Source organism: Stenotrophomonas sp. a6, from assembly GCF_030913325.1.
Taxonomy (GTDB): Bacteria; Pseudomonadota; Gammaproteobacteria; order Xanthomonadales; family Xanthomonadaceae; genus Stenotrophomonas; species Stenotrophomonas maltophilia.
In genome coordinates this window covers 2,323,255-2,336,264 of sequence record NZ_CP133161.1, presented here as the reverse complement: position 1 = coordinate 2,336,264, position 13,010 = coordinate 2,323,255, and the positions used below count along the sequence as shown (strand labels likewise).

Genomic DNA, 13,010 nt, shown 5'->3' with positions numbered 1-13,010 from the left:
ATTCCCACGTGCCGTTGCCGGACGCACCGCTGGGTCAGCGCAGGTCCGGTGGATTCATCGAAGCGTCGCGGACACAGGGATCACCGGCGTCCGGTGTCAGGCGCGCCTCGATGTCCGGTGGAAACTGCGGAATCCTGCTGGTCTGCATCACCACCCAGCGCATGATCGTGTGCAGGTAGTTGAGTGGCAGCATCGTGAGCCACATGAAACCCGGGAGCTGCGCGTCTTCGGCGAAGATGCGCTCCTTGCCGGACGCGAAGCTCTCGCGCTTGCCGTCCAGCGGCATGCAGCAGTGCACCGCGTCCACGACGGCTGCCGGTCCTTCTTCCATGTAGCGCCGCAGGAACTCCCAGTGGGCATGTGCGTTCTCGATGCGAGAGGTCGCGATGCAGAACGCGAACGTCTCCCGTACTGTGACGCCATCCGCGTCCAGGATCAGTCCGCGGACATCCCAGTTGTACCATCCGAAGGTTCCCGTTCCGCGGCCAAGCGTGAAATAGACCTGGTCCCAGGGCACGCTGAGGATGGTGCCATCCAGCCGGAACACGTCTATCTGCCGGTGCTTGCGATCGAGCGCGATCGGATAGTGGGTCCAGCGGAACAGCTCGAGGCACGCCACCCAGATGCTCGCTGCAGTGAAGGCGGCCAGCATCGCCATGCCGATGAATATCGCCTCCCACAGGCCGTTTTCGTTGGGTAGCCTGTTCACGATCAGCAACCAGAGCAGCATCAGCACGCCGCCCAGCCCGAAGGCAATGCCGATCGCGCCCAGCAGGGCTGCAAAGCCACGCGCGGCGAACCAGCGATCCACCGAAACCAGGCCGTTCGAATTCATCTTCACCACGCACAGCTGTGCCAGCGGCACGACATCCAGCCGCTTCTTCTGCAGCAGGCGGTGCTCGCGATCAAACGCATTCAGTGGGCGGTTGTTGGGAAACTTGCGCGTGTATCCGGTGTAATCCATGGGCGATCCCTGCGCGATTCCGGCGCCCGTTGGATTCTAGCGGGATTCTCCCGGGGGGAGATCAGCGACGAACGTCGAACGGATGGCTCTCCATCAGTGCCCGGACTTCAGCTTCGCGGGCAGGGCTGAAGTCGCCGGGAATGGCGTGCTTCAACGCGCCCGCAGCCAGTCCGAAGCGGACGGTGCTTTCTGCGTCTAGACCGGACAGCAATCCGTGCAGGACGCCGGCGGCAAAGGCATCGCCACCGCCGATGCGATCAACGATGCCGGGCAGCGGCCTCGGAGCCGCCTGCGCGCGGGTTCCATCGCGTCCCAGCAGCAGCGCACCGAGCACGTGATGGTCTGCACTCACCACCTCGCGCTGGGTGCAGGACAGCCACCGCAGGTGCGGGAACGCGGCAAAGGCAGCGGCCGCAGCGGCCTCGGTTCGGGCGACCGCATCGTCCTGCGCGAAGTGCAGCCCCAGCACCAGTTCGATGTCCCGATGATCGGCAAAGACAATGTCGGCCTCGGCGAAGACCTCGCGCAGGATCGCCGCTGCGTCGCCATCCCAGCGTCGCCACAGTGAGGGACGATAATTGCCGTCGAAGGACACCTGCACACCGGCCGCGCGAGCCGCACGCACGGCACCCAGCACCGACTCGGCCACGTTGGCGCCCAGCGCCGGGCTCACGCCCGAGACATGCAGCAGGTGCGCGCCGGACAGCAGGGCAGGCCACGCATGGTCACTGGCATTGCTGTTTGCGAATGCAGAACCGGCCCGGTCATACACCACTTCACTGGCGCGCTGCACCGCACCGGTCGCCAGGAAGTACAGGCCCATGCGATCACCCTCCACTTCACGCACGGCGCCCACGCCCACGCCATGCCGCCGCAGCTCGGCCACAGCATGCCGGCCCAGCGCGTTACCGGGTACCGTGCTGACCATCTGCACATCGTGGCCCAGGCTGGCCAGCGAGACCGCCACATTGGCCTCGGCACCTCCCACATGAACCTGCAGCTGCGGCGTCTGCAGCAGCAGTTCACGACCGGGTGCACCCAGGCGCAGCAGCAACTCACCGAAACAAACGACGCGGCTCATCGGTTCTCTCTCACTCGGGGGTGGTGCAGCCCAGCATGCGCAGATCGATGGCATCGGCCATGCGCCGGTAGCCTTCGTCGTTGGGATGCAGATGGTCGCGGGTGATCTCGTTGGGCAACGATTCGGCTGCCTTCGGGTCACGCAGCGCGGCATCGAAATCGATGATGCCATCGAAGCCGCTGTTGCCGCCGCGTGCCCACTGGTTGATCGTGGTGCGGGTGGCGGCGGACACGGGCTCGTAGCGCTCGGAACCGCCGAACGGGGTCAACGTACCCAGCCAGGCGCGGATGCCGTGCGCATGCAGCCGCGCCGCAACCTGCTGATAGCCCAGCAGCATGTCCGCCGCACTGCGTCCAGGCAGCGGCTGCGCGCCACCACCGTGGCGGATGTCATTGATGCCTTCGAACAGGATCACCTGATCGGCGTCGGCCACCGCGATCACATCGCGATCCAATCGTGACAGCGCACTGTGGCTGCGGCCGTGGTCAAGCAGCTTGTTGCCGCTGATGCCCTGGTTGAGCACCACGAACCGGTTCGGGCAGGCCTGCTGCAGGCGCTGCGCCAATCGCTCCGGCCACTGGTTGAAGCTGCCGCGGCGTGCGGTGGCGCCTTCCGTGATGGAATCGCCCAGCGCCACGATTACCTGGGGACGATCATCACGCTGCACCATCACTGCCGAGAACACGTTCTGCTGGTAGCTCAGCCGCACGCTGTCGGCGACGGCTGTCTGCTTGCCATCTGCGACCCGCAGCTCGGTGCGGCGCACCGCGGGGCGGGTGGGCTGCGGGAAATAGGCACTCACGCTGATCTCCTGCAGCGCCGCCACCGGCATCCGCACCGGGTCGCTCAGCAGCGCGGCTCCGACCGGCACCTCGATGACCGCGCGGCCATCCACCGTTACCGGCAGCGGTGCGGCCTTGCCGTCCTTCACTCCCACACGCAGGTCCTCGACCCGCAAGGGCGTCGTGCCGAGCTCGTTGCTGATGCGCAGCCGCAGCGCATCGCCACGGCTGCCGATACGCATGTCCTGGCGCACGGTCTGTGCGGCGAACTGTACGGGTGCCTCGGACGTTCCGTCCTTGCGGTCGGGCGCGGGCGCGGCCGTCCAGGCAGTGACCCACACGGGTGCAGCCCACACGGCGGGCGCCGTCATGGCGGAGCAGAGCGTCAATGAAAACAGAAGTGTCCAGCGCTGCATGGGCAGGAGTCCGGTCAGGTGTCAGGAGAAGTAGGTGCCGCCGTTGACGTCCAGATTCGCGCCGGTGATGAACGCCGCCGCATCCGAGGCCAGGAACACCGCAGCGTCGGCGGCTTCGTCCGGCGCGCCCTGGCGGCGCAACGGGGTGGCGCCGGCAACGGCCGTGCGTACTTCCGGCTTGGTGAATTCATCGTGGAAGCGGGTGGCGATCATGCCGCAGCACAGCGCGTTCACCCGGATACCCTTCGGCCCCAGCTCCTTGGCCATGGCGCGGGTGAAGGTCATCACCGCCGCCTTGGCGGTGGCGTAGATCGATGCGCCCGGGCCGCCGCCATCACGACCTGCCTGCGAGGCGAAGTTGACGATGGCCGCGCCTTCGCGCATGTGCGGCACCACCGCGTGGGTGGTGAGGTAGGTCGAGGTCAGGTTCAGGTCCATCACGGTGTGGAAGAACACCGGGTCGATGTCGGCCAGCGGCCGGCGCTGCACCATGCCACCGGCCACGTTCACCAGCAGGTCGATGCGCTCGCCGAACGCGGCCTGTGCCGCAGCGACCAGGCCGGCGACGGCCGTGGCATCGGTGACGTCGGCGCGATGCACCATGGCCTGGCCACCGGCCGCCTGGATCCGTGCCAGCGTTTCCTGGGCACTGGCCTCGTCATTGGCGTAGTTGATGCAGACGCGTGCACCGGCGGCAGCCAGCTTGATCGAAACGGCGCGACCGATATCGCGGCCACCGCCGGTGACAATGGCCACCTTGTCCTGGAACGACATGCGGAAAACTCCTTGGTTTGCGGGGGGATGAAAAACGTGGGCTCAACCGCCGCGGCGGTCGAGCTTCCGGATAGGGCCGGTCCACCACCACAGCGCGGCCAGCGACAGCGGCACCAGGGCGGCAACGAGGATGAAGATCGGGGCATAGGAGTGGCGGGTCAGCACCGGCACCAGCCAGGTGGTGATCAAGGTGCCGGCCACGGCGGCCAGGCCACCCAGGCCTGCCAGCGTGCCCACCGAGCGGCCGTCGAACAGGTCGCCCGGCAGGGTCTGGATGTTGCCGATGGCCACCTGGAAGCCGAACAGCACCGCAGCGATTGCCAGCACCGCCAGCAGCGGCTGGTTGGCCAGCACGGCACCCAGCAGGGCAGGAGCCATGACCACGCAGCCCAGCGTGATGGACAGCTTGCGGGCGCGGTCCACGCTGTGCCCGGCGCGTATCAGGCGCCCGGACAACCAGCCACCACTCAGGCTGCCCAGCATCGCGCCGACAAACGGAACCCAGGCGAACAGGCCGATCTGCTTGATGTCGAAGCCGAAGGTTTCAGCCAGGTAGATCGGCAGCCAGGACACGAACAGCCACCAGATCGGGTCCAGCAGGAAGCGGCAGGCGAGCATGCCCCAGCTCTGCCGGTGGGCCAGCAGCTCACGAACGCTGGCCTTCGGCGCCACCACCGCCTGTTGCCCGGCCTGGTCTTCCTGGATCAGCCGGCGCTCGGCATCGCTCACCCACGGGTGCTTGTCCGGGCCGGCGCGGTAGACAAACAGCCATGGCAGCAGCCACAGGAAACCGATTGCACCGACCAGCACGAAGGTGCCGCGCCAGCCCAGCCACAGGTACAAGCCGGCGATGGCCGGTGCGGACACGATCGCGCCGATCGACGCACCCGCGTTGAACACGCCTTGCGCCAATGCGCGCTCGCGCGCCGGGAACCACTCGGCATTGGCCTTCACCGCGCCCGGCCACGCGCCTGCTTCGCTGATGCCGAGCATCGCCCGCACCAGGCTGAAGGACAGCATCGAATGGGTGATCGAGTGCAGGGCGATGGAGATCGACCACACGCTGATCGACAGGGCGAAACCCAGGCGCGTGCCGATCATGTCGAACAGGCGGCCGAACAGGAACTGGCCGGCGGCGTAGAACAGCATGAACACCGTCACCAGCAGGGCGTAGTCATCCTTGGTCGCGCCCACTTCCCTGGCGATTTCCGGCCACATCACCGCCAGTGCGTTGCGGTCGATGTAGTTGATGACCGTGGCCACGGCAATCAGGCCCACGATCAGCCAGCGCACGGCTGAACGCACCGGCACCTTGCGCAGCTTGGCCACCACCGCAGGGCCGTTCATTTGCCGTCACCCTTGCTGCGGTCCAGGCGCGCATGGCTGCCGTTCCAGCGGTAGACGTGGCCGTCGACGGTCACGCTGTGCTCGCTCGTGGTGGCGCTGTTATCGGCGACACCCAAGGCGATGCGTGCACCGCTGGCCAGGCGCAGCTCGATCACCTCGGCATCGCTGCCGCGGGTACGCACGATCTCCCTGATGCGGCTGTCGGCGCCATGCACGTACTCGGCGGTGCCGTTGTACTCGCCATGCGGCTCCAGCACGCTGAAGAAGGTGACGTCCTTCTGGCCGTCCACGCGCTGCAGCAGGGCAGGCTCGCGGCGCAGGTTGAATTCCGGATCGTTCGCGCCGCTTTCCACCAGCAGCGCCTGCGCCGGCGCACTGCTGCCGAAGCGGTAGGTGTAGAAGCGCCCGTCCAGCAGCCACGCCAGCGACCGCGGCTCGCTGCCGGGTTTGCTGCGTGCATCCAGCCACAGGTGCTGGTAGCCGTTGTCCTTGCCCAGAACCGGGCGCTGGCTGGGGAAGTGCTCGGCCTCGAAGCCGGTGGTGACGATGTGGCCGTTGAAGTGCAGCGGCAGGTCGTAGCGCGCGGCCTTGTCGCCGTGCACCTGCAGCAGGTCCAGCACCACCGGCAAGCCCAGGTCGGGGTGGCGCAGCAGCGCCTGGGTGCGGGTGAACGCCACGCCGGGATAGGCATCGCGCATCGTTGCCGAGGCAATCTGGGTATCGGCATCGGCCTGGAAGAAGCGCACTTGCGGGGCATGCGCCTCGCCACGCTTCCAGTCGCCGTTGAAGTGGCTCTGCTCGTCCACCACCAGGGTGTTGTGGGCCACGGTCTGCTTGGCCCAACTGCGGTTCTCGGCCAGGTAGATGCCACCGCGCTTGGCTTCCACGTTGAGGAAGCGGGCGGCGCCGTAATCGGTCACCACCGGGTTGCCGTTGTCGTAGAACAGCCAGTTGAGCTTGTCGAAGTGGCCGTGTCCCATGCCCTGCATCGTGTCCTTCTGCACCAGTGCCTGGCCGCGTTCGCCGTTCATGCGCAGGATCGCCAGGCCGCCGCGGTCGCCGTCGGGGCCATCGCGCAGCAGCATCGGGCGGTAGTCGAAGGGCTTGGCCTTGTTGGCGGCCAGTGCCCGCGCCACCTGCAGGCCTTCGGGCGAAAGCAGCAGGCGTTTCTGCTGCTGGGCCACCGACAGCAGGCGGTCATCACCGGTGCGCGCATAGGCGATGCCGATGCCGGCCACCAGCTCTTCGGTGTCGATGCCCTTGTCCAGGATCGCATCGTTGATCGGGAAGAACAGGCCTCCATAGCTGGACTGCACCAGCACATCCACCGCCTTCAGCAGCACGCCATCGCGACGCGCGAAGATCTTCCGCTGCGGCTCATTGCGTTCGATGGCGTTGGCGAACAGCAGGAACGGCGCCAGTGCATAGCGCTGGTAGTAGGGGCCTTCCTCGTAGTAGCCATCGGGCGAGAACAGCAGGTCGATCTGCCGCAGGAAGCCGAACTTGTCGTCCTTCTGGCTGCCGCGCAGGGACTTCTCCACCAGTTCCTGGTCGCGCAGCACGTAGCCGGTCATGCCGGTGGCGGCCACCGCCCACGTGGCGTGGTTATGGATCTGGTCGTAGTTCTTCGGTTCGCTGACGAGGAACTCGGCCATCGGCCGGAACACCTTCGATTCGATGGTGTTGCGGTCCTCGGCGGACAGCACGTCACGGATCGCGTCGTAGCCCTGGATGGCGTTGACCAGCCACACCGAATCGTTGAGCACCTGCCAGAACACGCGGCCGGGAATCTGGCCCCTGCCTTCCGGGTGCGGGCCGAGCGTCGGGTACAGCTGGGCATACTGAAGCAGCATGTCACGCGCGTAATCCACGTAGGTCCTGTCGCCGGTCAACCGGAACAGCGTGCCCGCCGCCAACAGTGCCTGGTAGTTGCGCTTGTGCTGTTCATGGGTGCGCCCGCCGCCCTTGTCCCTGGGCACCGGCACGTCGATGCCGGCCTTCATCATCTTCTTCAGTGTTGCCTCGGTGCGCGCCTGCTCCTTGGCGAACCACGGGTAGCGGCGGCCTTCGCTGGCCATCTGCTGCCACTGCGCAGCGGTGACCAGCACCGGCGCGGTGTCGGCCTGCCGCGCAGCGGCAGCGGGCGCTGCGGACAGCGATGCGCTCGGCAGCAGGGCGAAGGGGGCGGCCAAAGCCAGGGAAACGAACAGCGGCTGCAACCTCATCGATCAACTCCATTGCGGGTGCGTGACAGGGCAACTTCGCCCACCTTGGGATACCAGTCGACGCCGGTCGCCTCGCGCGCGGTCATCGCCAGGGCAGGATCGGCGCCCACGGCGGGCAGGGCAGGCGTGGCCACCCACAATCCGCTGGCAGCCTGCTGCAGACTGACGCCACGGCCCTCTACGCCACCCGGGAACACGGTGCTGGCTGCCGGCGACTGCACGTTGCCGCTGAAGTCGATGCCGGCCAGCGAACTGGCGGCATTCGGCGGGTTCCTGCTGCTGCGGTTGACGATCAGGTTGCCGGTGAAGCGGCTGCTGCTGGCGGCGACCACGATGCCTTTGGCTTCATCGTGGCCGACGCCGAAACTGATCTTCGCCACGTCCACGAAGGTGTTGCGATTGATCGTGGCATTCACCACCGGCGCATAGCCGGACAGCGGAGGACTGGCCTGCGCATCCATCACCGCCAGTGCCGAGCGGTTGCTGGACCCGGCCAGCCGCTCGAAGTAGTTGTTGCTGACGGTCTGGTCGGCGTTGATGATGCGTACGCCGCCGGTGCCGGCCTTGTCATCGCCGAGGAAGACGTTGTCGATCACCCGGTTGCCGTTGCCATGGCGCAGGGTCAACGCGCCGGCCGAACGGTAGAACACGTTGCCGCGGTAGGTGTTGCCGCCGGACTTGTTGCTGATGATCTCGGTCTCGCCGTCGCAGCCTTCGAACCAGTTGTTCTCCACCGTGCTGTTGGAATCGCTCAGTGAGCTGTCGCTGGTGCCGACGCGGATCGTTTCGCCACCGTTGACGCCCAGCGCCGGGCGCGGCCCGAACCAGTTGTGGTCGATACGGTGCTGGTTGTCCAGGCCCTGGGTGGCATCGCGCACCACCACCACGGTCGGTCCGGCGTTGGTCTTGCCGCGCAGCTGGCTGTGATCCAACCGGTTGTTGCTGCCATACAGCGATACCCAGTAGTCCTGGTCGCTGGCATCGGGGTTGGTGTAGTCATCGATCACCAGGCCGGTGACGCGGCTGTTGCTGGCGACGGCCTTGCTCGACTCGCGGAACGCCACCACCGCATCACCCGGCGCATAGCCGTTGCGGAACACCAGGTTGGACACCTGCAGGTAGCTCCCGGCCAGGCGCAGGTCCGAGCGCCCGCTGAGGACGACCTTGCCGGCGGTCTGCGCGCGCAGCACGATCGGCGCGGCTGCCGTGCCCTGGCCCTTAAGCAGCAGCCGGGCATCGGTCCAGGTGCCGTCAGCCAGCACGATCTCATCGCCAGGCTGCAGCGCCGAGGCGGCGGTAGTGAACTCCGCGACATCGTGGACGAGCCAGCTGGCTGCACTTGCTGCTGAAGTGGTCAGGCACATTGCCAGACCAGTGGTCAGGCAAAACAGCCATGAATCATTGGATCGGTGACGCGTCAGCGAGTGAATGCGCATGAAATCCTTCCAGGGACGGCCGGGCCGTCGTTTCAGGGTGGGCCTGCATACCACTTTCGGGTCTGTTGTAAGCCAGCTTTCGCGCAAAGTCATGCTGCATGAGCACATTAAATTGCGATCAAGTGGTATGGATCAAAGGCATTTGAACAATCGCATACCAATTGGTTGACATTTTCATGTCGCCGTGCCGAAGCTGCGTCCCACGCCTGGCATGCAGGCGATCCTTTGGGAGGAGGAAACCATGCGGCGACCCGCCGGAGCAGTGCACAGCATCTCGTTGTCCCCCACACCCCTGATCGTGGCGCTGCTCGCCGTGCTGGCGGGGCTGCCCACGGCCCAGGCGCAATCCGGCAAGGACGCGGCAGGGCAGGATCCCACCACGCTGGACCAGGTGCAGGTCACCGGCATCCGCGAATCGATGCAGAGTTCGATCAACAAGAAGCGCGATGACACGGTCATTGCCGACGTGCTCTCGGCCGATGACATCGGCGACCTGCCGGCGCCTTCGCTGGCCGATGCGATCGAGACCCTGACCGGCGCCGCTTCGACCCGCGACAAGACCGGCGCCTCGGAAATCTCCATCCGTGGCCTGGGTGCCTTCCTCAGCAGCACCAACTTCAATGGCCGCGAGATCACCAACGGCAGCGGCGACCGCTCGGTGAACTTCAACATGTTCCCCGCCGAGCTGATCAATACGGTGGCCATCTACAAGACCCAGCGCGCCGACATCATCGAAGGCGGCGTGGCTGGCACCATCGGCCTGGAAACAGTGCGCCCACTGGAGTACGGCAAGCGTGCGGCGCAGCTGGACCTGCGCGGCAGCTGGGCCGAGTATGACAAGAAGTACCGCGACGACGACGGCATCGGCTATCGCGGCACCGCCAGCTACATCGACCAGTTCGAGTTCGGCAACGGGCAGAAGCTGGGCATCTCGCTGGGCTTCCAGCGCCTGGACGGCACCGACCCGGAAGAGAGCATCACCAGCGGTTCCACCTGGTATGCCTGCGATGGCACGCAGAACGTGGGCAATGCCAACTGCAATGAAGTGTCCGCGCAGGCCATCGCCAACGGCGCGCCGTACTACCTGGTGCCAAGCAGCCGCATCTACCGGCTCAAGCAGGAGCGCAACGACCGGCAGAGCGAGTTCGCCGCATTGCAGTGGCGGCCCAATGACGTGGTTGAAGTGAACCTCGACTTCGAACACACCGAGCGCAACTGGTACGAGAACCGCAGCGACCTGAGCCTGTCCAACGCCCGCCGTGGCATCACCCGGCGCGAGGTGGACGAGGACGGCATCGTGCGCCACCTGCATGGCAGCACCTCGATTGATTCCACTTCAAACCGCTACTGGCGTGGCGAGGAGTACACCGGGGGTGGCCTGAACCTGATCCTGCGACCGACCCCGGCGTGGGAACTGTCCACCGATCTTTCGTACTCGCACACCAATCGCCTCGACAGCGAGCGCATGACCCGCCTTCGTGCCAACCAGCGCGACGTCAACAATGCCATCGTGCCGGGCATCAGCAGTGGTGCCACCGGCTACGTGGACTATGACTGGGACTGGCACGGCGAAGTGCCCAGTGTCGCGCTGGCGCCGAACTTCGACCCCAACAACTGGGACGCCTACACCGGCGCGGCGCGCGTCACCTCCAGCGCAACGGAGAACGACCACAGGATCAAGGCCGGCCGCTTCGATGCCAGCTTCATGCCGGAGTCCGGCTTCTTCACCCGTATCAAGGGTGGCGTGCGTGCCAGCCAGGCGGACTACCGCCTGCGCGACAACACCCTGGTAAGCGATTACGACCAGCGCGTGGCGGCCGACAAGGCGAAGATCATCGCCGCCAACCAGGCCTGCCGCGCGCCGTTCCCACAGGATGACTTCATGGATGCCGCCAGCGGCAACACGATCTCCTCGTGGGCGTACTTCGATCCGAACTGCCTGTACCAGTCGTTCCGTGGCAGCCTCGACAGTGGGTTGGATCCGGGTTTCCAGGATCCGAACAATGTCGATATCACCGAGAAGACACGCGCGCTCTATCTGATGGGGGAGTTCAGCAGCAGCCTGTTCGGCTTGCCGGTGACCGGCAACCTCGGCCTGCGCTGGGTCAAGACCGACGTTCGCTCCGAAGGCGTGCGTACCGGGCTGCGTATCGAGGACAATGGTGACGGCACGATCCGCCTGCAACCCACCGGTGCGTACAGCACGCAGGTGTTCAAGGCGGGCAACGACAAGCTGCTGCCCAGCCTCAACGCGGCCTTCGAACTGCGCCCGGACGTGTTGCTGCGGGTCGGTGCATACCGCGCGATGTCACGGCCGGACATCGCCGCGCTGGGTGCCGGGCGCACCATCAACGTGAGCAGTGATGCCACCTACGGCAATCTGGCCGACGCGCTGGATGACATCAGCGCCAGCGGCAACCCCGCCGCGCAGCCGCTGATGTCCTGGAACGGCGACCTGTCACTGGAGTGGTACCCGAACCCGGACACGATGCTGGCCGGCGCGGTGTACTGGAAGCAGTTCAACGGCGGCACCGCCACTGCGCTGGTGCCGGAGACCTACACCATCGACGGCCAGAGCGTGACCGTGCCGGTACGCCAGCAGGTAACCACCGACGAGGACAGCACGCTGACCGGCTTCGAGCTGACCGCCACCCATCGACTGTCGTACCTGCCCAAGCCGTTCGACGGACTGGGCTTCAAGGTCAGTTACAACTACGCCGATGCCGACTACCGGACCCAGGACTCGCGACTGGGCGAGCAGCTGGCCAGTGACGGCACGATCATTCCGGCGATCGTGCCGCCGGCGGGCCTCAGCGGCTTCTCGCGGCACGTCCTGTCCGGCTCGATCTACTGGGACGTCGGGCGCTTCAACATCCAGGCCATCGGCAAGTTCCGCTCGCACTACTACCAGGACTTCACCGGCAACACCGCACAGCAGAACCGCTACTACGATGACAACACCAGCGTGGACCTGCGCCTGCGCTACCGGGTGAACAAGCGGTTGTCGCTGTCGCTGGAGTTGATGAACCTGACCAACGAGCCGCGCGTGGCCTACCAGCCGCTTTATGGGAACTTCCGCGAAGTGGTGACCTACGGGCGGCGTGCGTATTTCGGTGTACGATACAAGTTCTGAACAGGGCGGCGCGGCCAGTGGTCGCGCCGTCGCTCCAACCGGACCCTTGCCGGCCGCGGTGGCAGGGCAGGGACCGGGAAGGAATCGCCAAGGGTCAGCCGCATGTCCGCCAACCGCCTTTACCAGACCATCGCTGCCAAGCTCCGCAAGCTGATCGAGGACGGCGAATTCCCGCCGGGCTCGCGGCTGCCGGGCGAGCGTGAACTGGCCGAACGGTTCGGTGTCAGCCGGGTCACCATCCGCGAAGCCGAGATCGCACTGGAAGCACAGGGCTGGATCGCGATCCGCATCGGTTCGGGCGTGCATGTAAAGCCGCGCCCGACGCAGGCGCCCGGCGGGCTGCCGGATGTCAGCGCCTTCGACCTCACCGCTGCCCGCGCGGTATTCGAGGCCGAGGCCGCCGCTCTGGCGGCAAGCAATCTGGATGATGCCGGCATTGCCGAGCTGCAGGCGCTGGCCGAAGCGCTGTGCCGTCGCGACCTGAGCGACGCGGAAGCCGGCGAGTACGACCGCCGTTTCCACCTGGCCATCGCACGGCTTTCCGGTAACCCGGTGGTGGAGTTCTTCGTGCAGCAGATCTGGCGCATGCGCAGCGAACTGCCGCGGGTAACCGAGGTCTATGCACGGGTCTGCCATGATGATGGCGCCAGCCGTGCCGACGAGCACATGGCGATCTTCGAAGCCCTGCGCGCGCGCGATCCGGTGGCCGCGCGCAATGCGATGCGCCATCACTTCCAGCGTCTGTTCGAGGCCATGCTGCAGGCGACCGAAAGCCAGGCGCTGGAGGAGATCCGCCGCCGCACGCAGCAGGACCGCGAACGGTTCATGGCCACGACGCGTATCTGAGTAACG

9 protein-coding genes are annotated in these 13,010 nt (G+C 66.3%); 2 read left to right on the top strand and 7 right to left on the bottom strand.

Annotation, left to right across the window (positions count from 1 at the left end):
• Nucleotides 1–34: 34 nt before the first annotated feature.
• From Q9Q79_RS10845 to Q9Q79_RS10815, 7 genes are all read right to left on the bottom strand, one after another.
• Nucleotides 35–964, bottom strand: coding sequence for a DUF6708 domain-containing protein (locus tag Q9Q79_RS10845; protein WP_076740031.1), 930 nt, complete (start codon nucleotides 962–964; stop codon nucleotides 35–37).
• Nucleotides 965–1,025: 61 nt separating this feature from the next.
• The gene (locus Q9Q79_RS10840; RefSeq protein WP_005409760.1) at nucleotides 1,026–2,045 is read right to left on the bottom strand and encodes a sugar kinase; all 1,020 of its coding nucleotides are present in this window, start codon (nucleotides 2,043–2,045) and stop codon (nucleotides 1,026–1,028) included.
• 10 nt (nucleotides 2,046–2,055) lie between these two features.
• Nucleotides 2,056–3,243: a GDSL-type esterase/lipase family protein gene (locus tag Q9Q79_RS10835; RefSeq protein ID WP_012480340.1), complete on the bottom strand. Its 1,188-nt coding sequence runs from the start codon at nucleotides 3,241–3,243 to the stop codon at nucleotides 2,056–2,058.
• 21 nt (nucleotides 3,244–3,264) lie between these two features.
• Nucleotides 3,265–4,017 (bottom strand): glucose 1-dehydrogenase, encoded by a 753-nt coding sequence (locus Q9Q79_RS10830; RefSeq protein ID WP_005413520.1) that lies wholly within the window; start codon nucleotides 4,015–4,017, stop codon nucleotides 3,265–3,267.
• A gap of 42 nt (nucleotides 4,018–4,059) precedes the next feature.
• Entirely contained in the window at nucleotides 4,060–5,364 is a 1,305-nt protein-coding gene (locus tag Q9Q79_RS10825; protein WP_024956790.1) for an MFS transporter, read from the bottom strand.
• Complete coding sequence (locus Q9Q79_RS10820) at nucleotides 5,361–7,589, bottom strand: oligoalginate lyase (protein ID WP_076740030.1); 2,229 nt, start codon at nucleotides 7,587–7,589, stop codon at nucleotides 5,361–5,363. Before Q9Q79_RS10820 ends, Q9Q79_RS10825 begins: the two co-directional genes overlap by 4 nt.
• Nucleotides 7,586–9,025 carry a polysaccharide lyase 6 family protein gene (locus Q9Q79_RS10815; RefSeq protein ID WP_060380645.1) on the bottom strand — a complete coding sequence of 480 codons (1,440 nt, stop codon included), beginning with the start codon at nucleotides 9,023–9,025 and terminating at the stop codon, nucleotides 7,586–7,588. The genes Q9Q79_RS10820 and Q9Q79_RS10815 overlap by 4 nt, the downstream gene beginning before the upstream one ends.
• Nucleotides 9,026–9,266: 241 nt before the next feature.
• Between Q9Q79_RS10815 and Q9Q79_RS10810 the strand changes: the two genes are divergently transcribed.
• Nucleotides 9,267–12,158: a TonB-dependent receptor gene (locus Q9Q79_RS10810; protein ID WP_060380648.1), complete on the top strand. Its 2,892-nt coding sequence runs from the start codon at nucleotides 9,267–9,269 to the stop codon at nucleotides 12,156–12,158.
• Nucleotides 12,159–12,260: 102 nt separating this feature from the next.
• Nucleotides 12,261–13,004: a FadR/GntR family transcriptional regulator gene (locus Q9Q79_RS10805; RefSeq protein ID WP_005409753.1), complete on the top strand. Its 744-nt coding sequence runs from the start codon at nucleotides 12,261–12,263 to the stop codon at nucleotides 13,002–13,004.
• The last annotated feature ends 6 nt before the right edge of the window (nucleotides 13,005–13,010 follow it).